Here is a 23900-nt window from a genome sequence, read left to right as displayed (position 1 = left end):
GCTGTGGGGCGAAGCCCCACCCCTAACTAATCCCCGTCCCCGCATCAGCCAACATCAAACTGCTGCCTGTTTGTTTGCGGGGAAGGGGGCGAACCGCCGACGACTGCCATTGGCAGGAGTTTCGTCGGTGGTGAGGTCACCCGAAAAGGAGCAGTCTCCACAGTGTGGAGTTGCGACTATTGAGGGTGCGGAGCAGGGGAAGGGGAAGTTATCAATAGTTATGAACCGCGACGTCGTCACCGTAATGGAGGACACTGTGCTCCTTGATGTACTTCACCACATCATCCACTGTCGTGAACGCCAGGCCAACATTGGTATCGGCCGCGCCGTAGTAGATCGCGATGCGCCCGGTCTCGCCGTCCTGCAGCGTCGCGCAGGGGAACACCACGTTCGGCACAAAGCCGGTGGTCTCGTAAGGCTCTTCCGGCGTCAGCAGGTGGTTCGCGCAGCGGTACAGCACCTTGCTGGGCTCATTGATGTCCAGGATCGCGGCACCCATGGAGTACACAAAGCCGTTGCAGGTGGTGGCCACGCCGTGGTAGAACATCAGCCAGCCTTCACTGGTCTCAATCGGGGCCGCGCCGGCACCGATCTTGACACCCTGCCACCATTCCCCGCCGCTGCCCATCACGTGGCGGTGCTTGCCCCAGTACACCATGTCCGGGCTCTCGCTCAGGAAGATGTCGCCGAAGGGGGTGTGGCCGCTGTCGGAGGGGCGGCTCAGCAGCTTGTAGGTGCCGTTGATCTTCCGGGGAAACAGCACCGCGTTGCGGTTGAAGGGAATGAAGGGATTCTCCAGCCGGGTGAAGGTCTTGAAGTCCTTCGTCTTCGCCATGCCGATGGACGCGCCGTAGAAATCGCCGCACCAGATGATGTAATAGGTATCCTCCACCTTCACCAGGCGGGGGTCATACGCGTAGTTAGGCATCTTCGGGTTGCCGTTCTCATCGGTGAAGGGCACCTTTTCCTTTTCCACGTCCCAGTGGATGCCGTCCTTCGAATGTCCGAGGTAGACATAGGGAACACCGTTGATCTGCTCGCCGCGAAGCACCGCGATGAAGCCGTCTTCCCACGGCACCACGGCGCTGTTGAAAATCCGCGCGATGGCCGGCGTGGGGTTGCGGCCCATCACCGGGTTTTCGGAATAGCGCCATACCGGGCTTTCCGTCTTCAGGTCCGCCGGCCGGTCCTGCCAGGGAATGTTCGGCAGCGCGTCCACATTGATCATCTTTACCTTGCTCATATTTCTTCTTCCTCCTGAATTCATTTTACGGTTAATTCGAAATTACAAATAAGTATCCAACCGAAGGTCCGGGGCGCTTATACCGCCGCCGCCAGTGGCGGATGAAGGCGGTTTAAGCGTCAAATAAAAGGAAAGCCCTGGCCGCGTCCGCAGACGCGGAATCTCCTAAAAATATATTGGGTGGAGACCATCAATCCTCAATTGATGTCTCCAGCGGGATTTCCGAATCCCGGTAGACCGGCTGGCCGCTGATAACCGTGCGGCCGAAGGGGCCGTGCGCGCCGCTGCAGCGCTCGGCCATCGTCTTCACCGCCAGTTCGATCATGGCGGGCGTGTTGATCTTGAAGGTACTCAGGCGGATCTCCGGTTCCGGCCCGGTCACGAAATCGTCGAAACCGGTCACCGAAACGTCCTCCGGCACCCGGTATCCGTGCTCATTGAGCGCGCGGATCAGGGCCATGGCCACCACGTCGCAGTTGCACACGAAGGCGGTCGGAAGCTCTTCCGGCAGTTCAATCGGGATCAGCTCGCCGTTGTCCTTCCGGTCCGGGATGATCCAGTCCGGCCGCACCGGCAGGTTGTGCGTCAGCATCGCCCGGTAGTACCCGAGGAAGCGGTCCATGATGCTGCTCGTGGCCCGCACGCTGCCGACGTAGCCGATCTTCCGGTGCCCGATGCGGATCAGGTGGCTGGTCAGGCGGTAGCAGCCGTAGAGGTTGTCACCGACCAGCGCGTCCGCGCTGCCGTGCTCGTCATAGAAGTCCAGGAAGACCACCGGCGTGTTCTGCTGCGCGATCATGCGGTAGTATGCCTTGGACGGCTCGCCCAGCAGGATCATGCCGTCCACCCTTCCACTGCGGATGAGCATCGGCGGAACCAGCTTCTCCTCATCCTCCGCGCTCAGGATCTCCAGCAGGCCGAAATGTCCCTGCTCGCTCAGCTTTTGGATCAGCTTCTTGTACATCTGGGCGTAGAAGGATTCCGTTTCAAAATACCGGTCCGGAATCAGCACGCCGATGTCCAGGTGCTGCCGCAGCACCACACGATCCGTGCCGGGATATTCGTATCCCATCTCCGCGGCTTTCTTCAGGATTTTCGCCCGCAGCTTGTCGCTCATGCCCGGTTTTCCGGCCATGGCCTTGGATACGGTCACCGCGCTGGTCCCGACGGCCTTCGCGATGTCCCTCATGGTTGGTCTCTTCACTGGTTTTGTCTCCCTGATGATATATTAGAGTCCCTCCGGCAGTTCCAGCTGGTACAGCCGCAGGCACATCCTCCCGTTGTGATAGGGGCACTTCCACTCCTCCGCCAGCGGCTTGTGGAGGGATTCCCCTTCCTCGGTGATCTCATTGAGCCATTCGCTCCCCTCCCGGGGATCGACGACCGCGCGCAGGATATAGTTCCACTGCGTGCGCATCCGCTGCGCCCACACCGCGTCCCCGGTGATCTCCAGGGCAAACGCGAAGCCGAGCAGCGCTTCCGCCTGGGGCCACCAGGCGCGGACGGTGTTCACCTCGCCGTTCACGATCTCATAGTGCAGCCCGTGGTCCGTAAAGCCGCGTTCCGTCGCGCTCTCCGCCAGGTCCAGGCACATCTCCTGGTACGCATTCAGCTTCTCCGGCTCCAGCAGCGTTTCCGCCGCGTCCCACAGCAGCCAGCTGCCCTCGATGTCGTGCCCGTAGCTCTGCATATCCAGCAGCGGGCGGAAGTCGTCGTCAAAGAAAACCTCCATCCGCCGTTTCGCGGGATTGTAAATCGTGTGCAGGCACTGCTCCAGTGCCTTTTCCCCGGCCATGCGGACCTCCTCGTCCGGATACGCCCGGCACAGCTCCGCATAGGCTTCGATCACATGCAGCAGGGTATTCATCGTGCGGGAGGCCATCACGCCGTTCTCGCTCAGCTTTTCATTGCTGCCGGGGGTAAAGTCCGCGTTCAGCGCTTCCAGGTAGCCCTTTTCATCCCGGCACTTCTCCTCGATCACCCGGAACAGCCGGACCGCCTTCCGCAGCGCGCCCTGGCATCCCGTGAGGCGGTAATAGGCCGCCAGCCCGTACACCGCAAAAGCCTGGCAATAGGTATGCTTGGTGGTGTCCGCCGGCTTTCCGTCATACGTCACCGACCAGTACACCCCGCCGTTCTCCGGGTCCTCAAACCGGTCCACAAAGCGGTACGCCTGTTCCGCGTACGCCCGCAGGTCGTCCCGGTTCAGCACTTTGGCCGCGGTGGAGAATGTCCACAGGATCCGGCTGTTCAGGATGCAGCCCTTGTCCGCCGTTTTGTCCGGGCGAAGGTCTTCTCCCACATAACCGGTAAAGCCGCCGGACACGTCGTCCTTCAGGTTCTGCCAGAACGGAATGATTTTCTGCTCAAGATGTTCCCGTACCTCATCCCTGAACATAAAGTGCTCCTTAATTGTTAATCATTCTGTTAACCATATTATAACCCTGCGCAGGGCCCTGTCAACCCTTGACCGAGCCGCTGGCGAGCCCCGCGTACACCTGCTTCTGGAAGATCAGGAAAACGATCAGGCTGGGGATCAGCGTCAGCAGCACGCCGGCGCAGATAATGTTGTAGGAGCTCTTGAACGGCCCCGAGAAGGAATACAGCGCCGTGGAGATCGTCCGCCAGGAATTGGACTGGAGATACAGGTTCGCGCTGTAATATTCATTGTAAACCCCGACGCCCTTCAGCACCGCCACCGTGATGATCGCGGGCTTGGTCAGCGGGAGCAGGATTTTGAAGAACACACCGAAGTACGTGCAGCCCTCCAGCACCGCCGATTCGTCCAGCGCGCCGTCCAGGTTTTCAAAATACTGCAGGAAGATGTAGATGGAGATGACGTCGGTTCCGCTCATCAGGATCATGTAGCCGACAATCGAGTTCAGGAACCCGAGGTCCTTCATGATCTGGTAGGTGGTCACCTGCATCGCGATGCCGGGAATCAGCGTCGCGATCATGAACAGGTTCCGGATCAGCCCGTTGCCCGGGAAACGGAACCGGTTCAGCACATACGCCAGCATGGAGCCCATCATCACGGAAACCGCCACGACCACCACAACCACCGAGGCCGAGGTCAGGAAGGCGCGCAGCATGTCGCCCTCCGTCCATACCTGGGCATAGTTGCTGAAGTTCAGCCAGTTCTGCGGCAGCGCCATCGCGTTGGTCGTTCCGTATTCCTCCGCCGTCTTGAAGGACGTGGTGAAGGAGGACCAGATGGGCAGCAGCGCGATAAAACAGGCCAGCAGGATGGCCAGGTATTCCAGCGTCCGGATGATAATCCGTTTTGTCCGGGCGCCGTTGTTGGTGTTTCGGATTGCCATCGCCGCGTTTGTCATTCCGCTCTCCCCCTTCCTCACCACAGCGCCTTGGCCTTGTTGGCCTTGGCGTTGAACGTGTTTTCGGAATCCTTCATCACATACCGGAAGAACAGCCGCTGCAGCACCGTGAACAGCAGGATCAGCGCCATCAGCACCATCGCCATCGCGCAGGCCTGGCCGACCTTCTGCGACACGTGTGCCATCTGGTGGATCTTGATGAAGAACGTAGCTGTTCCGTTCGCGCCCATGCTGCCCACGACGTATGCCGGTTCAAAGGCGGAAAGCGATCCGGTGATCGACAGGATCAGGTTCAGCATAAACACCGTTTTGATGCCCGGCAGGATAATCGCCTTGAACTGCTGCCAGCGGTTCGCCCCGTCGATCGTCGCCGCCTCATACAGCGTGGGATCGATGGACGCGATCGCGCCGATGAACAGCACCATGTTCTGCCCGCAGTACTTCCATACGGAGGTGAACACCAGCGACCAGTTGTTGATGCTCTGGTCCCGCAGCCAGTACGGCAGGCTCTCCAGCGGAATGCCGATCGCCTGCAGCACCGAGTCCAGCACAAAGCCCCGGGTATAGAAGTATTTGAAGATATACCCGATGGCGATGCCGTTGACCAGGAACGGGAAGAACAGGATCGCCTTGAAGATGCCCGATCCCCGGATCCGCTCCAGGCTCAGCACGGAGGCCAGGAACAGCGCCAGCGCCAGCTGGACCACCGCGCCCGCCATGTAGTAGAGGCTCAGCAGCATGGCCCCGATGTACTCTTCCTTGGTGAATATCCGCAGGTAGTTGTCCAGCCCCACAAAGCCCTTGTCCTTCGTGTAGCTCATGTTGTGGAAGCTGAACTGGATCATCTTCGCGAAGGGGACATAGGTAAACAGCATCAGCAGGAACAGGGGGACGATGGCGAACAGGACGATCACCAGCACCTTCTGCCAGTTCACGCGTTTCCGCCGCAGGTCCGGCTGGACTGTACCGACGAAGCTCATGGATCACACCTCCGATGTGCGGGTCGCTTGAAAAAAAGCGGGGTCATGAGCCATGCTCATGGCCCCGCCGGGGGTTCTCATGTATCCGGGAATTACTTGACCTCAACGTTCAGCGCAGCCTGCGCTTCGCTCCAGGCTTCGTTCCAGTCAGCCATGATGTCGTCGAAGGACTTGTCATGGTTGAAGCCGTGTTCGATGATCTCCTGGACCTTGGTGTTGCCGGCGTTGTTGAAGTTCAGTTCAGACTCGGCGTTCATTTCGCTCAGCAGGGTCTCCTCGCCTTCCAGGGCGTCCGCGTCGGACAGCATGTCGATGCCGTCGAAAGCCGCGTACAGGTCCGGATATTCGCCGTTCTTGTCGATCGGCACGCCGCCTTCGCTGTAGGCGAATCCGCTCTCATGGGTCAGCCACTTCAGGTAGTACAGGGAAGCCAGCTTCTCTTCATAGGAGGCCTTGGCGTTGATACCGAAGTTGTAGTCGCCGCCGGCGGGAGCATACTGCTTTCCGTCGATGGTGATCGGGAACGCCATGTAGCCCACGTCTTCGGGATGCTCGCCGCCCACGGCGTCACGCATCTGGGTGAAGGCCCAGGAGCCCAGCACCATGGTGGCGATCTGGCCGTTGTTCAGCATCGGCTTGCAGCCTTCCCAGTCGGTGGTGGTGTAGTCGTCTTCGATCAGGCCTTCGGCAGCCGCGTCATACAGGATCTTGTACACGGCGTAGGGGCCGGTTCCGTTGCCCTGGTCCGCGAAGGGATCCTTCGTGTGGGCCAGTTCCTGGTTCATGTAGGTGGCACGGCCGGTAGCCGCAACGCCCATGTAGGCGTCCCAGGCACCCATGGTCCAGCCGGCAGCATAGTTGGTGTACAGCGGGATCGCGTCGGTCTTTTCCTTCACGGCCTTCAGGGCAGCGATGAACTCATCGGGGGTCTTGGGCAGCTCGGTCACGCCGGCTTCCGCGAAGATCCGCTTGTTGTACAGCACGCCGTTGGCGTTGCCCGTGGAGGGGATGCCGTAGCACACGCCTTCGAAGGACTGGGAGCTCATGAAGTTGTACAGTCCGTCCAGGGTCTCCAGGGAACCCAGCGGCACGAAGTACTTGGACAGCTCATCCTTCTGCACGGTGGGGATGCCCATGATGGTCCAGTCGGTGTTGTCGACCCGCAGCAGGGCGTTCTCGGCGTAGTCGGTGATCAGTTCATATTCGATCTCGATGTTGGGGTAGGTCTTCCGGAACTCTTCCACATAGCCGTTCAGCTTGTCCGGGATGTCGGTCCGGTGGTACGCGAAATGGATTTTCGCGGCCAGGTCGGTGTTCTCTCCGAGCACGATCTGGTCGAAGGTGGGCAGCTCATCTTCCGCCATGGCGAAAGAAGCCATACCGAGGACCAGGCACAGTGCCAAAACAAGGGACAACAGTTTCTTCATTGGGTCTTCCTCCTTTAATTGTTAGGTTAACATGTTAACCTCTGATTGCCTGCATTATAAACCCAGGAATTTCATTCTGTCAATACCCGCAAACGTTGGTGTGCAAAGGTTTTCTCTGTTATTCATCCTGTAAACCAAAAGGCCTGTGATTTTTTGTTTTTCCGATATTTCAGCTAATGTTAGTTAACAGATTGGTTAATAGTTTCGCTGCCTTTCCAAAAATTATTTTTTTTGAAAAAATCACTTCATTCTTTTGTCATGATTTCCGATTGACACATCTGCCATCTTTTTTTATTCTGTTATGGTATGATTTGAACCCCATTTTTGCTGTTAACGGGAGGATGTAAAATGGAGAACAACAAGCGCCCTGAAAACATGGAACGGATTACCACACCCGAGCTGGCCGAAGCGTTCATCGCGGAACAGGTTGCCGCGATCCAGGCCCAGGTCGGCGACAAGAAAGTCCTGCTCGCCCTGTCCGGCGGTGTGGACAGCTCCGTCGTCGCGGCCCTGCTGATCAAAGCCATCGGCAAGCAGCTGGTCGCCGTCCATGTCAATCACGGTCTGCTTCGCAAAGGCGAACCGGAGCAGGTCATCGAAGTCTTCCGCAACCAGATGGACGCCAACCTGGTTTACGTGGATGCCGTGGACCGCTTCCTGGACAAGCTGGCCGGCGTTTCCGCCCCCGAGCAGAAGCGCAAGATCATCGGTGCCGAGTTCATCCGCGTCTTTGAGGAAGAAGCCCGCAAGCAGGACAACATCAAGTTCCTGGCGCAGGGCACCATCTATCCCGATATCCTGGAAAGCGGTCCCGTCAAGGCGCACCACAACGTGGGCGGCCTGCCCGAGGACCTGGACTTCGAGCTCGTCGAGCCCCTGAAGTTCCTCTTCAAGGATGAAGTGCGTGTCGTCGGCGTGGCCCTGGGCCTGCCCTTCGGCATGGTATACCGCCAGCCCTTCCCCGGCCCTGGCCTGGGAGTCCGCTGCCTGGGCGCCATCACCCGGGACCGCCTGGAAGCCGTCCGCGAGAGCGACGCCATCCTGCGCGAAGAGTTCCTGAAGAACGACCTGCAGAACAAGGTGTGGCAGTACTTCACCGTCATCCCGGATGTCAAGAGCGTCGGCGTGCGGGACGGCGTCCGCTGCGATGAGTGGCCTGTCATCATCCGTGCGGTCAACACCAAGGATGCCATGACCGCCACCGTGGAGAACATCCCCTTCGACCTGATGCAGCACATCGTCAAGCGCATCATCACCGAAGTCAAGGGCGTCAACCGCGTCCTGTATGATTTCACGCCTAAGCCTACGGGCACAATCGAATGGGAATGACGCTGACGACCCGCAGTGCGGGGAGTCTCGTCAGCGTCATTCTCAAACTTTAAGGAGCGAGCTCCACGGTTGTGGAGTCGCGACTATAAAGTTTGCGGTGCTGCGATCAAGTACCGCACATTACCGCAAAGTAAATCAAAACCCCAGGAAACTTGTACATGAGTTTCCTGGGGTTTCTCCTTTTTCACTTTTCACTCATCACGCTGCCCGGCCCCGCAGGCCGGGCAGTTTTTCCGCTTCACTTATCCTTTTCCCCATGCTCGACGCGTGTATATGGTTCCATGCAAAAACGGAACTGCATGTTTTTCCCTGCCAGTTGGAATTCCGGTGCCGGAACCGGTCCGCAGCTGCCTGTGCCGATTCCCGCCTGCGCCTTATCCAGGAACAGATATACTTCCTTTTCCGGCTGCAGTTCATCCCGGTGTTTTGCAGCCGTTTCCTTTTCCGGGTCATAATGGGTCAGCCGGAAGGAGAAGGGCGCGTCCGATATGATCCGAAGGCCAGCGGACGTTCCCACAACGTCCAGGAGCGTACATCCGGTATGTGCGCCGGATTCCTGCGGACGGATATGCTTTTCCCTGCTTTCATCCGCTTTTTCCGTAAACATCCCCCACCGGCTGGCTTCCTTTTTGTCCGCGTAGCTTTCCCCCGGGCCGAATCCCATGTATTCCGCCTGTTCCATATCGGCGGGCAGCCGGAAAGCCAGTCCAAACCGGGGCAGGGGCGGACGGCCTTCCGCCACCTGCGCGTCCGCTTTCATTTCCAGGGCGCCGTTTGCGTGGATCGTCAGCCGGTATGAAATATGGATCAGCGGCATATGGCTCTGCCATCCAAGGGAGCACCTTGTCCGGATCACAACGCCGTCTTCCCGGCGCTCCGGGCTGATTTCATACACCCGGGGGATTAGGTCATACAGGTGAAAGCGTTCCCATTTGTGCCGGAACGGGCTGTCGTTATCCGTCGGAGCGCGCCAGACGTTCCAGCGTGCCGGGGACAGAAGCAGTTCGTTTCCGTCCAGGAGGATCGATTCCGGAAGCCCGGTTTCCCGGCTGATCCGGTATTCAAAGCGGTCCGCGTGGACCCGGATCCCGGCTGGATCCTCATGGATTTCCGGGAGAGCCCCGCCGGAAAGGGCAGGCTTTTCAATCCGGGCCCGCGGGGGAGACAGGCGAACCTGCTCAAAGCAGACGGTTTCCCCCTGCTTCCGCCACGGCGTGCTGTGGGCTGCCTCAAAGAAGAAACATACCGTCCTTCCGCTGCCGGCCGTGTTCTCCGGCAGCATCACTTCCTGAACTCCCAGCGGCGGAAGCCGCAGGGCAACGGTTCCCTCTCCGCAGGTGATTCCCTCCTGTTCCATCACATAGCGGCAGGAAAGGACCTCCTCCGCGGCGGTAAAGGACAGCATATTCCGGAAAATATAGTGCTTTCCTTTCTTTTCCACCCGGACCGGGCGGTAAACCTGTCCGATTTCGTGCAGGCCGCGGTGCGGGGTCCGGTCCGGAAATACCAGTCCGTCGATGCAGAAGTTCCCGTCGTGGTTCTGCTCGCCGAAATCCCCGCCATACCGGTAAACGGGCGTTCCGTCCGCTTCCGTTCCGATCCGGATTCCGTGATCGCACCATTCCCACACGCAGCCGCCCATCAGGCGCGGATTCGCGTAGATCTTTTGCCAGTATGCCTCTGCTCCCCCGGGGCCGTTCCCCATGGCATGGGCATATTCGCACAGGAAGTACGGGCGGGTTTCGCTCCCATTGTGAAGGAACTTCTCCATCTGTTCCGGCGAGGCATACATCGTTGAAACCATGTCCAGCACGTCCGCGCTTTCATTGGGCACAGGCGCGCCTTTCAGCATATGGATACTCTGGTAGTGCCGCAGGCGCGACGGATCCCGCTGCCCGACCCAGCGCAGCGCATGCTCGAACGCCAGGCTGTATCCGCTCTCATTCCCCATTGACCAGAAAACCACGCAGGAACGGTTGATATCCCTTTCCACCATGCACCGGATCCGGTCCAGGATGGCCTCCTCATAGTCTTTCCGGTTAGCCAGGAGCGCAATCCCGGAATAATCGAAATCATGATCCGTGGTCAGGGACGCTTCCACACTTCCGTGGGATTCGATATCCGCCTCATCGATTACATAAAACCCAAGCTCATCGCAAAGGCGCAGGAACTCCGCGTTCGGCGGATAGTGGGAGGTGCGGATGGCGTTGATATTGAAGCGTTTCATCAGGTACAGGTCCTGCAGCATGTCTTCCCGGGTAACATATGCGCCGGTGACCGGATGGCTCTCATGCCGGTTGACACCCCGCAGTTTCACCGGCTGCCCGTTGACGCAGAAAACCCCGCGGCGGATTTCCAGCGTCCGGATGCCGATACGCTCCCCGATCACTTCCTCCGGTGTCCGCAGGACCAGGGAATACAGCTTCGGATCTTCCGCGTTCCAGAGACGGGGGGCAGAGATATGAAATACATGTTCCTTCTGTTTGTTCTCAGCTTTTTCAACCAGCCGGCCGTCCGGATCCGACAGTTCCAGCGTGACCGGCGCTTCTCCCTGCCATTTCACCCGAAGCCGGCACTGGCCACCCTGGACCTGCTGGGTGATCTCATACCTGCGGATCTGTTTTTCCCGGCGCAGGAGAAAGAATACGTCCCGAATAATACCGGACATCCTCCATTTATCCTGGTCCTCCAGGTAGGTTCCGTCACACCATTTGAGCACCATCACAGCCAGCTCGTTTATTCCTTCTTCCAGGAGCGGCGTCGCGTCAAATTCGCTGGTATTGTGGGTTCCCTGGCTGTAACCAAGGAACCGGCCGTTGATACAGACGTAGAAACAGCTGTCCACTCCCTCGAAATTCAGGAGCCAGCGGACCCCCGGCTGCAGGTGTACGGAAAAGGAACGCCGGTAGACGCCGGTGGGGTTTTTCTGCGGGACGTAGGGCGGGTCATAGGGAATGGGATAACGGATATTCACGTATACCGGTTTTCCGTACCCGTTCATCTCCCAGTTCCCGGGTACCGGCATTTTCCGCACCGGCTCCGCAAGCCACCACTCCTCCGGCGCGTCTTCAGGCGATTCAAAAGGCGCGAAATCCCACTGCCCGTTCATGGACATGCGAAGAGACGATTCTTCCTTCGGCCGGAACGGATCCTGTCCGGCAGCGAAAGGCGTAAACTCATTTCGGGCTTCCAGCGTTCCAATATGAAGTATTTCCGGATTTTCATGAACCCATTTCTGCATATCCGTATCCTCTTTCAGGCCCGCGGCCGTTTTTCATTCCTGTGCCTATGATAACCGGTACAGGCCGCTTTGGGCAAGCAGAAAAAGCCCGTTCCCGCAGGCCGGGCAGCATTTTCACTTCGTCCCTCCGCATGAAATCCCGCCATAATACTTGGAATCATGCGGGTATTCCGGTATAATACAGGCATTCAAAAGCACTCAATCGATCCATAACCGCCGGGACGGGATCCCGGCTGATTACGGGAAATCAGGCGGCTCCCGTTTTCATTCCCGGAACTGCCGTTGCCGCGCCGGCAGGGTGACGCATATGGACCTCCGACTGGCTGCCCGCACAAAAGGCGGGCCGGAAGCTTACGAACCGCTCAGCCGGCATTCCCTCCGCTGGGAGATGACCCGGCCGGAACCTGCCAGCCCCGCGGAAGTGAAAATCCGTGTCACGGCCGATTCTGACTTTGCCGGTGTGATCCGGATCGCCATGCGTGCGGAAAGCCCGGATCCTTCCGCCCGTTTTTACCTGCCCGGGTTCATGTTCGGCACCAACCGGGGCAGCGCGCCCCTGGTAACCGACAGCAAAACGCCGCGCCTGCGGATGGACGGCGGCTTCCCGGCCTCTCCCTGGTGGATGGTCCGCAGCGACCGGCTTTCCCATCCCTGCGCGCTGATGTTCCTGGACGGAAGGGTCCGGGGCATTTCCGCATCGCCGTACTATATCCGCCGGGACGGGAACCGCGCCGCATGGCAGCCCGGATCCTGCGGGGACTTTGACCAGTACGCGGGATTCGGCTGTTCTCTTGCGGACGGCGAAGTATGGTACACCCTGGGCTATGAAAACGCGCCATGGCTGTTTGTGGATTCCCACCATATCCTGCCGCGCAGGCAGCCGGATGAAAACTGCTTCATTCTCCGCCGGGGTGAATCCGTTGACGTTACCCTGTACTGTTTCGACTGCCCGGCCGGGGACGAACGGGAAATCCACAGCATCCTGAAGCAGGTTTACACGCTCTGGCATGAATCGCCGCGCAGGGCCGGCTCCGTCTATGAAACCGTCCGGGACATCGCCTCCGCCATCTCCCGGGATGCCTGGATTCCGGATGCCCACTGCTATTCCGGTTTTGTGTTTGACCGGGGCACTCATTTCGAAAACCGCCTTCTCCCCTCTGTCTCGTGGACAAACGGCCTCTCAGCCGCGGTGCCGATGCTGATGTCCGCCCGCCGCCTCGGGGACGGAACGATGCGCGCCCAGGCGCTGGACTGTATCGGCCATATTGTGCGCAGCTGCGTGAACAGCCGGAACGGCCTGCCCTTCACGGCGGAACAGGACGGCCGGTGGAGCAACCGCGGCTGGTGGTATGACAAGCAGCCGGTTCCCGGGCATGCGGCTTACCTGGTCGGCCAAAGCGTTTACCTGGTATTGAAGGCATACGAGCTGGAAAAAGCATGCGGCACGGATCATCCCGACTGGCTCGCGTTCGCCCGGGATGTGATCGCCCGCACGGAGCAAAGCCGCAGCAGCACGGGCGAGTACCCCTACATCTTTTCGGAGGAAACCGGCGCCGGCCTGGAATACGACTCCTTCTCCGGCGCATGGTGCCTGGCCGCGGCTGCGATGTACTGCCGCCTCACCGGGGAGCGGGCTTACCTCCCCGGATTGCTGGAAAGCGAAAAATGGTACCATGGTACCTATGTCCGGCATGAAGAATGCTACGGCGGCCCGCTGGACATTGACAAAAATATCGATTCCGAAGGGATCCTGGCCTATATCCGCGCGGTCCGCAACCTGCACGAAATCCGGTGTGCGGATCAACCCGACGGCCGCGCCGGGCAGGAGGAACTGCTGAACCACCTGCGGGACGCGCTGTACTATGAATACCTTTTCAAGTTCTGTTACAATTCGCCGGTCCGGGTGCCGCCGCTCAGCACCGTCGGCTGGTCCAGCTGCGGCGGCAGCATCACTTCCGTCACCAATCCGCATATCCACCCGATGTCCTCCTCCGTGATGGACGAAATGCGGTATTACCTGCGTTTCAGGGAGGACGCGTATGTCCGCAGCCGCCTGGAAGACACCGTCCTGTGGAGCTGCCAGTGCCACAACACCCGGGACAGGGAATTCGGCTACGGGAAAACCGGATGGATGTCCGAACGCTTCTGCCACTGCGAAGGCTTGCTCACCGAAACCTGGCCGGACGGTTCCCCGGCTTCCACCTGGTTCGCGCTGATGCCCTGGGCATGCGGTTCCATCCTGGAGGGCCTGGCCGGGGAAACGTGGCAGGATGACCGGGCCGTCATCCATGTATACACCCGGCCCGTCAGTGCCGAAAGCTATCCGGAAGGCCTGGCCCGCAGCATCCACCTGGCTTTTGAGGCGGAAGACACCGAGATGGTCCCCTTCAACAAAAACTACGGTATTCTCTTTGCGGAAGGACGGATTTCCGACCGCAATACGATCGTCCCCGTGGGCGTCCGCAACCCCGGGATCTTCCGCCTGGAGGACGGCACGATCGGTATCTGCGGCGAACGGGTTTATGAAAACGGCGATGCGGACGAAACCGCCGCCGGAAAACTGCTCCTGTGGAAAACCCGGGACCTGGTCCATTTTGAACCGGCCGGCCTGGTGGACACGGATGCGCTTCCTTCCGGCCGTACCTCCGGCTCCCTGGCCGTCAGCCGCGCCCTGGCGGAAACCGCGCTGCGCTTCTGGAGTCCGGTTGTCCATACCGGAACGGGCGTCCCGGAGGAGATCCGCGCGGAAAGCATGCAGGACCTGGCCCGCGTCCCCGCCCTCATCCGGTACAGCGATGGCTCCGTCCGGAAAAAGGAGATCGCCTGGGATCCGGATACCGTCTGCTTTGACCGGCCGGGCACCTGCACCGCGCAGGGAACTGTTTCCCAGCAGTCCTTCCGCTTTCCGCTGGCCGAAGGGTACGGGGATCCCGTAATCTTCTGCTGGGAAGGCCGATGGTACTACATCTCCACCAATGACAACCTGGATGATATCGGCCTTTATGTCCGGGAAGCCAAAACCGTCGAAGGGCTCTTTGCGGAGGGAATCACGGAACACCTGATCCTTCCGTTCAGTCCGGAGCGCGGTTTTGAGCAGACCTTCTGGGCGCCGGAGTTCCATGTGATCGGCGGTGAACTGTATATCCTGTTCGCGGTCAGCGGCCATGAATGGGGTCCGCAGTGCCATATGATGAAAAAGAAAAAAGCCGGGCGGATCACCGATCCGGACGGCTGGGAAAACCCGGTCCGCGTGGTGCGGAAAGACGGAAGCCCGCTGGCGGATGCCGCGATCACCCTGGACATGACTTATATCGGCGCCCGAAGCGGTTCCTATGTTGTCTGGTCCTACCGTGAGCACATCGGAACGCCGCTGGATTCCGGATCCATGCTGTATATCGCCTCTATCGATGAGCGGGAGCCCTGGCGGCTTACCAGCGATCCGGTGCTGCTGACCCGCCCGCTGCTCGGCTGGGAAAACGTCGCCGGAACCATCAACAACGAAGGGCCGTATGCCTTCCTGCGGGACGGAAAGGTTTTCCTGACCTACTCCGGCGGTTCCGCAAACCGCTACACCTATGCGCTGGGCCTGCTCACCACGGATTCCGGCAGCGACCTGCTGGACCTCCGCTCCTGGAATAAGAGCATCACTCCCGTCCTGACGTTCTATTCTGTGGACGGCGAATACGGTCCCGGCCACAACTCCTTTTTTACCGGCAGCGACGGTGAACTGATGATCGCCTACCACGCGGAGACCAGCCTGACCGAAATGCTTCGGTGCGACGGAATCCGGCGGGTGCACTTCCGGCCGGACGGAACGCCCTATTTCGGCCTTTCCGCGTCCGAAGACCTGGTCCGGGCATCCGTTTCTTCCAGGATCATTGTCGGATAACGCAGCGGGATTGACCGTTTCCCCGTTTCATTGATCCATTTCCCCCACCCGTTCCATGAGGGCACGGAAAGTCGGGCATCCGTTTTCCCGTCCTGTTATACTGACTGCGCAACGGAGGTGAGTACCATGCAGGGATGGATTGAAGGACTCCAGCATTCAATCGACTTTATCGAGGAGCACCTGACCGACCCGCTGGACATTGAGGAGATCGCCGGGAAAGCGGCGCTGTCTCCCTTCTATTACCAGCGGATCTTCGGCGCATTGTGCGGAATGACGGTCGGCGAATACATCCGTGCGCGCAGGATGTCGCAGGCCGCCCAGGAACTGGCCCGGACCGGTGCGAAGGTGATCGACGTCGCGCTGAAGTACGGCTATGATTCCCCGGACAGCTTCACTAAGGCTTTCCTGCGCTTCCATGGCGTTTCCCCGTCCATGGCCCGGGAACCCGGCGCGTCCCTGCGGTCGTTTGCCCCGCTGCACATCAAAATCACAATGGAGGGCGGCAGTATGATGGATTACCGTATTGTTGAAAAAGCACCGTTTACGATTGTCGGCGTGAAACGGCCGTTCAATTCCGACACCAGCTACCAGGAGATCCCGAAGTTCTGGGATGAGTGGCTGGCCCAGGGAAAGGACCGGCCGATCATGGGCACCTTCGGCGTATGCATCGACATGAAGGGAAAGGACTTTGACTACTGGATCGCGGATCTCTATTTCCCGTGGGAAGATGTGCCGGAAGGCTGCGAAACCCGGGTGATCCCCGGCAGCCTGTGGGCGCAGTTCCCCTGCACCATCAAAACACTGCAGGACACCAACACGAAGATCTGGTCGGAATGGCTTCCGGCGCTGCAGGGATACACCCTGGCCGGGGAGTATGATATTGAGGTCTATCTTCCCCCGGAAGAAGGCTCCGATGATATGAAGGTGTACATCTGGGTGCCGTTGAACCGGGCGTAACCGCCGGCGGCAGGCACAGCGAAGCCGGAAGGATTTCTCCTTCCGGCTTCGTTTTTGTTTTTCTCCCCGCTCAGATTTTGTACAGCTGGGCAAGCCCTCCGTGGGAAGTTTCCCGGTACTTTTCATCCATGTCTTTCCCGGTCTGGTACATTGTGTCAATGACCGTGTCAAACGAAATCTTCCGCGTTTCATACAGGAAGCGGGAAAGGTTCACCGCGCTGATCGCACGCATGGCGGCAACCGCGTTTCGCTCAATGCAGGGAATCTGCACCAGTCCGTTCACCGGATCGCACGTCAGGCCGAGATGGTGCTCCATCGCAATTTCCGCGGCATATTCCGTCTGTTCCAGGTTCAGCCGGTACAGGGCCGCAAGTCCTGCCGCGGCCATGGAGCACGCGCTTCCGATCTCCGCCTGGCATCCGCATTCCGCTCCGGATATGCTGGCGTTTGTCCGGATCACATTGCCCACCAGGGCAGCGACCGAAATGGCGTCCAGGATCTCCGCTTCCGGAAAGCCCCGGTCTTCCTGCATATAGTAGAACACGGCCGGAATCACACCGCAGCTGCCGCATGTCGGCGCCGTGACCACGATATTCTCACTGGCGTTCTCTTCGCTCACCGCATATGCATAAGCCGCGATCAGCCGGTTCATGGTCACGTCGGCGCTCTCGTTGTAGCAGCGTTTCTCAAACAGGATTCTGGCTTTCCGCTGCACATTCAGTCCGCCGGGAAGCGTTCCCTCCGCCCGGATACCGCGCTGAACCGCTTCACGCATGGCCTGCCATGATTCCGCCAGGTATTTCTGCAGTCCTTCCCCCTCTCGCTCACGGATCAGTTCCGTCAGCGTCAGGTTCCTCTTCCGGCACACTTCCAGGATCTCCGTCAGGTTCTTCTCCGGATATACTTCCCGTTCTTCATCATCCGGCTCGTTTTCAAAGCGGACAGATCCCCCGCCCACAGAAAAGACCCGCACGCTTTCAGTTTCCTGCCCGTCCTTCAGAGCGGTAAAAAGCATGGTATTCGGATGCGGAAGGTCCTTCCGGGTATCATCCACCCGGATTTCCGCCCCCGGCAGTGCGGACAGGATGGCCTTCCCGGTTCCGTGTCCGGCCCCTGTGAACGCGAGTGATCCGTACAGCGTCACGCGGAAACCGTCCGCTTCCGGATGCCGCATGCCGAATCGCCTGGCGGCGTTATAAGGGCCGACTGTATGGGAACTGGAGGGACCATGGCCGATCTTGTATACGCTGCGGATGCTCTTCATCGGATGAATACCTCTGGCTTTCTTTATTCATTTGTCTTTCCGGTTCCATTATACCACAGATCCGGCCGCAGATGCCCGTATTCTCCCGGCTGTCATTTTTCTTGCGTCAGAACAGGTCCAGTGAACTGTCCAGGTAGATTTCCTCCCGCACCCGCAGTTGGTATTCCGGCTTCGTCATATAGTACAGCAGGAACTCCAGGATCACCGCGCTGCCCAGGCTCCGTCCCTCGATCTTGAAGTGGGAAAACCCGTTCGGCATATAGTTGTCCCGGATCTCCCGGATGCCGATGAATCCGGGATTTTCCATCGCGTCGGAAAACCGGTATCCCCTGTCTGCATACGGGGATACGCAGATATGATCTTCGCAGTTTTCTCCCCGATTCTTCCGGGACACGTTCTCATAACAGGCTTTCCGGTCCGGGCAGTCGAACCAGCACGCCTCGTTGCACAGGAACTCCACCTTGCCCTTCAGTTCCGCCGGCAGGGCCATCAGCCGTTCCAGCTCCCTGTTCAGCCGGAAATCCGGCACCACGAAGCGGAACTCCGGGCGTTTCAGTTCTTCCTCCAGCTGCCGGAAATTATCCAGCACCTTGGTCGTGGAGGAAACGAAGTAGAACCCGGGATACTTCTCCCGCAGGTAATCCAGCAGCAGGTCCGAGGTGAGGATCACCCCGGCGGGCACCGGCCCGCTTTTTTCAAACAGGGCGCACAGGCGGTTGCATTCCGGGTCAGCGAGGTCCCCTTCCCGCAGCAGGGAATTGCTGAAGGTCAGCCGGGGCGAGATGCCGTATTCCCGCATCAGCCCTGCCGCGTCCCCTGCCTTTGCCTCCCCGAATCCGGCCCGGCCCCCGTCCCAGCGGCAGCCGGCCGGCGCGCCGTAAACCGAGCCGATGGTGCACCAGTCATAAAACCAGTTCCGGTGTTCGCGGAAAAGCGGCAGGAATACCCGGTATAATTCATAAAACTCAAACAGTCCCGGAAGATGATATACAGCCTGCATCCGCTTTCCTCTCCTTTTTTTGTTCCGGTATGCCCGTTGATTATACCACACCGGCCCGCCGGCATGGTATAATAGTCTGTCGATACAGGAAACCGGAGGAAACACGATGCGCGAACAACTGATGCAGATTGCGAGGACCGCGGGGGATTTCTTTTCCGCCCGGTCCCTTTCACAGATTGACCAGAAGGAAGGCCACGCGAATTTCGTCACCAATGTCGACCGGGAGGTGGAGGAGTACCTGCAGCAGGCGCTCCTTGCCCTGGTTCCCGGCTCCCAGGTCATCGGGGAGGAGAAGGAAAACGGCGCCCTGACCGACGCGCCGACCTGGATCGTCGATCCCGTGGACGGAACCACCAACCTGATCCATGATTACCGGTGCAGCGCCGTATCCATCGCGCTGTGCGAAAACCGGAAACCGGCCGTCGGCCTCATCTGGCAGCCTTACATGCAGGAGATGTTCTACGCGGAAGCCGGCCGCGGGGCAAGCATGAACGGAAAGGAAATCCATGTTTCCGAAACCCCGTTTGACAAAGCCCTGGTCGCGTTCGGCACCGCCCCGTACCATACGGAGCTGGCGGAAAAGAGCATGGAGCTGGCCCTGGCGTACCTGCATTCCTGCGCCGACGTCCGCCGGAGCGGTTCCGCCGCGATCGACCTTGCCTACCTGGCCTGCGGGCGCCACGACGCTTTCTTCGAGCTAAACCTGAAGCCGTGGGATTACGCGGCCGGAAGCCTCATCGTCCGGGAAGCCGGCGGGGTGGTTTCCATGCCGCTGGAGCCCGTGGAAATGCGCTATGACCGTCCCGCCGCCATCCTGGCGTCCAGTGCGGCCATCGCGGATGAAATCCAGGCGGTGTTTGACCGGTATATGTCTCCCTCCGCGGCGAATCAAAAGCTATAAGATTGTGAAAAGGAACAGGAATATGGATGAGATCAGAAATCCCTACCGGATCCGGTCCGCTGCCGGAGAGCCGGACTGGGCGGCCGTTCCGGAGCTGGAAGCCGGCCGGATCCTCTGGAAGCCGGACTGCGGCATCCGCGCCTTCGGGCAGTTCTGCTACGATGCGCAGTTCCTTTTTGTGCACCTGCGCGCAGTGGAGGAAAACATCCGTGCGGAGTATACCGCTCCCCTCTCCCCAGTCTTCCGGGACAGCTGCCTGGAGTTCTTCTTTATGCCGGAGAACGAAGACCGGTACTTCAATTTTGAAATCAATCCCAACGGCTGCCTGCACGCCGGGTTCGGCCGCGGACGCGGTGACCGCACCGTCCTGTACCGAAGGGATATGGATACCCTGTTCGCGATCCGCCCGCTGAAAACTCCGGACGGATGGGAGGTTTTTTATCGGATCCCGCTTTCGTTCCTCCGGCTGTTTTGGCCGGACTTCACCTTCACCGGAAACCTCCGGGCCAATGTGTATAAATGCGGCGACCTGACCCGGCAGGAGCATTACCTGGCCTGGAACCCGGTCGCCTCCGAAACGCCGGACTTCCACCGGCCGCAGGATTTCGGCCTGATGACGTTTGAATAAAAAAGCACGGACCCGGGAAGCAGCGCTGCTTCCCGGGTCCTTTACTGTCCGGAAGATTCCAGGTTATTGTTTTACGCCAGTCCCGTAAAGCCAGCCATCGTCCGCACGAGGGCTTCCGCTTCCTGCACCGTCGGCGCTTCGGCAAAAATCCGGATCCGCGGCTCGGTGCCGGAGAAGCGGAGGATCACCCACCCGTCCGGGAAATACACCTTGCAGCCGTCCATATAGCTGACCCTGTCCGCCTGCTTCCCGAAGTCCGGCAGTTTCTTTTCCTCCATCATCAGGCGGCGGATTTCTTCCTTCTTTTCCACGGTCAGCGCCCAGTCATACTCCGCGGAGTGCATCTCGCCGTACCGGTCATACAGATCCTGCACCAGCTCGCTGAGCTTCTTTCCGGAGACGCTCAGCATCTCCACCAGCAGGCTGGCCGCGTACAGGCCGTCCTTGCCGGCGATATGCCCGCGCACCGTGAGGCCGCCGGAGGACTCGCCGCCGATCAGCGCGTCATGCTCCTCCATCCCCGCGGAAATATACTTGAAGCCGACCGGCACCTCGATACTCTTCTCGCCGTGCGCCTCCGCAATCCGGTCCAGCATATGGGTGGTGGCGATGTTCCGCACCGCAGGTCCCTTCCAGCCTTTGTGCTCCAGCAGGTACAGGTACAGCAGCGCCAGCGTCTCATTCGCCGTGATGTAGTTGCCTTTCTCGTCAATGATGCCCAGGCGGTCGGCGTCTCCGTCCGTTGCGATGCCCACGTCGGCCCGGTGCTCCTTCACCGCGTACTGCAGGTCCACCAGGGTGTCCGGGTTCGGTGCCGGAAGGTGCCGGCCGAAGAATGCGTCATGCCGGTCGTTGATCACGTCGATATCGCACCGGGAGGTATACAGGATCGTCTGCAGCCCGGTCAGGCTGACGCCGAACATCGGGTCCAGCACAATCCGCAGCCTGCGCTTCCGGATGGCCTCCGTATTGACCTGCTTCAGGATAGAATCCAGGTAGGCGTCCCGCGGATCAATGATCCGGATGATTCCCGCCGCTTTCGCTTCCTCGAAATCCATCTCCCCGATTTCTTCATCCTTCAGGCGGTTGGCGGTCTCCTGGATGGCTTCGGTTACCTCTATGGCCGCGTCCCGGCCGCCCGCGGTGAACAGCTTGATCCCGTTCCAGATGGCCGGGTTATGGCTGGCCGTGACCATTGCCCCGTAGGGCAGCTTCTTTTCCTTTACGGTAAACATCACCTGCGGCGTGGGGCAGCTCATGTTGACAAAATAAACCGTGATTCCCTCGCCTGCCAGCACCTGGCAGAACCAGATCAGCGCCTCCCGGCTCAGGAACCGCCGGTCATAGCCGGCGCAGATTCCCTGTTCCGCGCAGCCTTCCGCCTGCATCCGCCGGGCGAGTGCCGCCGCGATGCGCCGGATGTTTTCCCTTGTAAATTCGTCCCCGATCACTGCCCGCCATCCGCCTGTTCCAAACCGGATCATATGCCTTCCTCCATCCGGATCCGCCGCATCATCTGCCGGATCCGGCCTTCATTTGCTTCCATTTCCGCCACCAGGGCAGTCTGGGTCCGCGTCCTGTCCAGGTTATGCTCCGGCCGGGCCGTATGGAAATATACGTCCCCGTCCAGGTAATCGGTCAGGAAGCGCACGGCGCTTTCCAGTGTCATCAAGCGCGCGCCGTCCGGCAGCGTCTCCAGTTCCGCTTCGGTCAGGTCCTTTCCGCAGGCCCCGAGGAAGCCCTCCGCAAACGCCGAGTACAGTTTCAGGTCCAGGTGCACCCGGGACAGGTCCGGTTCATCCTCCGCCGCGGTGGATGCGCCGAAGCGGATTGCGTCGCCGAAATCATTGCCCGCCAGCCCGGGCATCACCGTATCCAGGTCCAGGATGCACAGCGGCTGCCGGGTCTTTTCATCCAGCATGACGTTGTTCAGTTTCGTGTCATTGTGCGTCACCCGAAGCGGCAGTTCTCCCGCCCGCTGCATCGACACCATCAGGCCCGCGCCTTCTTCCCGTTCCAGGCAGAAATCGATTTCCTCCCGAACGCCCGCCAGGCGGCCGGCCCGGTCCTCCCGGACGGCCCGGTGCAGCGCCGCGTATCTTGCGGGGGTATCGTGAAAACCGCGGATCACTTCCGTCAGCTCCCCCGCGGGAAAATCCGCCATCTGCTGCTGGAAGCGCCCGAACGCCGTGCCGCTCAGCCGGAAATCCTCCGGGTTCTCCGCCCGGTCCAGGCAGATGCCGCCGCTGATGAAATCATACATCCGCCAGAGTTCATTCCCGGGCTTTTTGATATAGTACTCCCCGTCCGCCGTCAGCACGAGCGTTAGCACATGCCCGGGGGCCGGATCCTTCTTCCGCAGGTGTCCGGTCACCAGGATGATATTCCGCATCAGCCCGTCCGCGTCGGGAAATGTGGCCGTATTCACTTTTTGCAGGATATACCGGCGGGATCGGTCGGTCTCCACCAGCCAGGTCTGATTGATATGCCCCGATCCGTGCGGTACGCAGCGGACCGGTGTTCCTTCCGTCCGGAACAGCCGAATGATTTCTTCCATGTCTTTCTCTCCTGTTTCCGGTTTCCGTTCCCGCCGGGCTTCCGCCGGAAAATCCGTCAGGCGGAATCGCGCGGAACCAGTTCCGAAGGAAGGATGATCCGTTTGGGCAGCGATTCATCGCCGCGGATCCGTTCCGCAAGCACCCTGGCGCAGGTCCGGCCCATCTCCTCCACCGGCACATGGATCGTGGTCAGGGGTGGATTGGCATACTGGCTCATTTCAATATCCGTCATCCCGATCACCGCCACCTGGTCCGGAACGCGGATGCCCAGGCGGTACAGCGCCCGGAGGGCCGCCATCGCCATCAGGTCGCTGGACGCGTAAATCGCGCGGGGCAGTCCCGGGCCGGCCGCCGCGGCTTCCACCAGTTCCATGCATTTCCGGTCATCCCACTGGCAGTCCAGGACCCATTCCGGGCGGACTTCCAGCCCCAGCTCCGCCATCGTCTCCAGGTAACTGCGGTACCGGCGGGAGCGCCGCATGGGTTGGTTTCCCGCGCCGCCGCCGATAAACCCGATCTCCCGGTATCCTTTCCCATATAAATACTCCACCGCCATCCGGCTGACGCGGAAATGGTCATATTCAATATTGTCAATCGGCATATGCCCGGTATCAATTCCAACGATATGCGGAATCCGCTCCCGCAGCTGGTTGAAAAGGGGTTCCTCCAGGGGGCGCATCATCACCAGGCCGTCCAAGCCTGCCTCCAGCGTCCGGTTCAGGATCTCCGGATCCTCCAGCTCCTGCTCGGTATGGATCAGGGAAACCACGCCGCCCTGCTTCTCCATCTCAGCCTCAATTCCGCTGAGGAGGGAGAGGTAATACGGATCCCTGTACTTGCCGCGGGTGGTCGCCAGCAGGCAGCCGATGGAGAACCGCTGGTCCACGGCTTCCCGTTCGGACCGGTCGGTTTTTTTGATCAGGGGCGTATATCCCAGCTCGGTAACGGCACGCAACACATTTTCGCGTGTTTCGTTCGTTATTTTATAGGTTTGATTGTTGTTCAGCACCCTGGATACGGTGGCGGGTGAAACGCCCGCCCGCTTTGCGACATCGCGGATATTCGCCATTTCAGTTCTCCTTTCCACTGAAACCGCTATATGTTTCCATCTGTTTCTATCATAAGTCCCGGCCCTCCCCCTGTCAAGG

17 protein-coding genes are annotated in these 23900 nt (G+C 59.8%); 5 read left to right on the top strand and 12 right to left on the bottom strand.

Annotated elements, in window-relative coordinates:
* Window positions 1-211: 211 nt before the first annotated feature.
* From JNO48_10100 to JNO48_10075, 6 genes are all read right to left on the bottom strand, one after another.
* Window positions 212-1243, bottom strand: a complete 1032-nt coding sequence (locus tag JNO48_10100) for a glycoside hydrolase family 130 protein (GenBank protein QTE67548.1) — start codon at window positions 1241-1243, stop codon at window positions 212-214.
* A gap of 190 nt (window positions 1244-1433) precedes the next feature.
* A complete protein-coding gene (locus JNO48_10095) occupies window positions 1434-2447 on the bottom strand; it encodes a LacI family DNA-binding transcriptional regulator (protein QTE67547.1) in 1014 nt (337 codons plus the stop codon).
* 24 nt (window positions 2448-2471) lie between these two features.
* Window positions 2472-3641, bottom strand: a complete 1170-nt coding sequence (locus JNO48_10090) for an AGE family epimerase/isomerase (protein QTE67546.1) — start codon at window positions 3639-3641, stop codon at window positions 2472-2474.
* Between the two features lie 61 nt (window positions 3642-3702).
* The gene (locus JNO48_10085; protein ID QTE69742.1) at window positions 3703-4563 is read right to left on the bottom strand and encodes a carbohydrate ABC transporter permease; all 861 of its coding nucleotides are present in this window, start codon (window positions 4561-4563) and stop codon (window positions 3703-3705) included.
* Between the two features lie 32 nt (window positions 4564-4595).
* The gene (locus JNO48_10080; GenBank protein QTE67545.1) at window positions 4596-5558 is read right to left on the bottom strand and encodes a sugar ABC transporter permease; all 963 of its coding nucleotides are present in this window, start codon (window positions 5556-5558) and stop codon (window positions 4596-4598) included.
* A 92-nt stretch (window positions 5559-5650) separates the two neighbouring features.
* Window positions 5651-6985 (bottom strand): carbohydrate ABC transporter substrate-binding protein, encoded by a 1335-nt coding sequence (locus tag JNO48_10075; protein ID QTE67544.1) that lies wholly within the window; start codon window positions 6983-6985, stop codon window positions 5651-5653.
* Window positions 6986-7333: 348 nt separating this feature from the next.
* On the opposite strand from JNO48_10075, the gene guaA reads away from it, so the two are divergent.
* Window positions 7334-8314, top strand: a complete 981-nt coding sequence (gene guaA / locus JNO48_10070) for a glutamine-hydrolyzing GMP synthase (protein QTE67543.1) — start codon at window positions 7334-7336, stop codon at window positions 8312-8314.
* Between the two features lie 238 nt (window positions 8315-8552).
* On the opposite strand, the gene JNO48_10065 is transcribed toward guaA, so the two are convergent.
* A complete protein-coding gene (locus JNO48_10065) occupies window positions 8553-11555 on the bottom strand; it encodes a glycoside hydrolase family 2 (GenBank protein ID QTE67542.1) in 3003 nt (1000 codons plus the stop codon).
* A gap of 307 nt (window positions 11556-11862) precedes the next feature.
* On the opposite strand from JNO48_10065, the gene JNO48_10060 reads away from it, so the two are divergent.
* Both JNO48_10060 and JNO48_10055 read left to right on the top strand, forming a co-directional pair.
* Window positions 11863-15444 (top strand): family 43 glycosylhydrolase, encoded by a 3582-nt coding sequence (locus JNO48_10060; GenBank protein QTE67541.1) that lies wholly within the window; start codon window positions 11863-11865, stop codon window positions 15442-15444.
* A gap of 126 nt (window positions 15445-15570) precedes the next feature.
* Entirely contained in the window at window positions 15571-16401 is an 831-nt protein-coding gene (locus JNO48_10055; protein ID QTE67540.1) for an AraC family transcriptional regulator, read from the top strand.
* Window positions 16402-16471: 70 nt separating this feature from the next.
* Here the strand turns inward: JNO48_10055 and JNO48_10050 are convergent, their stop codons facing one another.
* Window positions 16472-17665 (bottom strand): L-serine ammonia-lyase, iron-sulfur-dependent, subunit alpha, encoded by a 1194-nt coding sequence (locus JNO48_10050; protein ID QTE67539.1) that lies wholly within the window; start codon window positions 17663-17665, stop codon window positions 16472-16474.
* Window positions 17666-17771: 106 nt separating this feature from the next.
* A complete protein-coding gene (locus JNO48_10045) occupies window positions 17772-18665 on the bottom strand; it encodes a hypothetical protein (GenBank protein QTE67538.1) in 894 nt (297 codons plus the stop codon).
* A gap of 106 nt (window positions 18666-18771) precedes the next feature.
* Between JNO48_10045 and JNO48_10040 the strand changes: the two genes are divergently transcribed.
* Both JNO48_10040 and JNO48_10035 read left to right on the top strand, forming a co-directional pair.
* The gene (locus JNO48_10040) at window positions 18772-19566 is read left to right on the top strand and encodes an inositol monophosphatase (protein ID QTE67537.1); all 795 of its coding nucleotides are present in this window, start codon (window positions 18772-18774) and stop codon (window positions 19564-19566) included.
* Between the two features lie 22 nt (window positions 19567-19588).
* The gene (locus JNO48_10035; protein QTE67536.1) at window positions 19589-20194 is read left to right on the top strand and encodes a hypothetical protein; all 606 of its coding nucleotides are present in this window, start codon (window positions 19589-19591) and stop codon (window positions 20192-20194) included.
* 71 nt (window positions 20195-20265) lie between these two features.
* Here the strand turns inward: JNO48_10035 and JNO48_10030 are convergent, their stop codons facing one another.
* From JNO48_10030 to JNO48_10020, 3 genes are read right to left on the bottom strand one after another with little or no spacing between them, the layout of a single operon-like run.
* Window positions 20266-21678, bottom strand: coding sequence for a phosphoglucomutase/phosphomannomutase family protein (locus JNO48_10030; protein QTE67535.1), 1413 nt, complete (start codon window positions 21676-21678; stop codon window positions 20266-20268).
* The gene (locus tag JNO48_10025) at window positions 21675-22751 is read right to left on the bottom strand and encodes an aminoglycoside phosphotransferase family protein (GenBank protein QTE67534.1); all 1077 of its coding nucleotides are present in this window, start codon (window positions 22749-22751) and stop codon (window positions 21675-21677) included. Before JNO48_10025 ends, JNO48_10030 begins: the two co-directional genes overlap by 4 nt.
* A gap of 56 nt (window positions 22752-22807) precedes the next feature.
* Window positions 22808-23821, bottom strand: a complete 1014-nt coding sequence (locus JNO48_10020; GenBank protein ID QTE67533.1) for a LacI family DNA-binding transcriptional regulator — start codon at window positions 23819-23821, stop codon at window positions 22808-22810.
* Window positions 23822-23900: the final 79 nt, after the last annotated feature.

This window comes from Clostridiales bacterium (genome assembly GCA_017569285.1).
Lineage (GTDB): Bacteria > Bacillota > Clostridia > Christensenellales > Aristaeellaceae > Aristaeella.
This window is presented reverse-complemented; position numbering and strand designations above follow the sequence as displayed.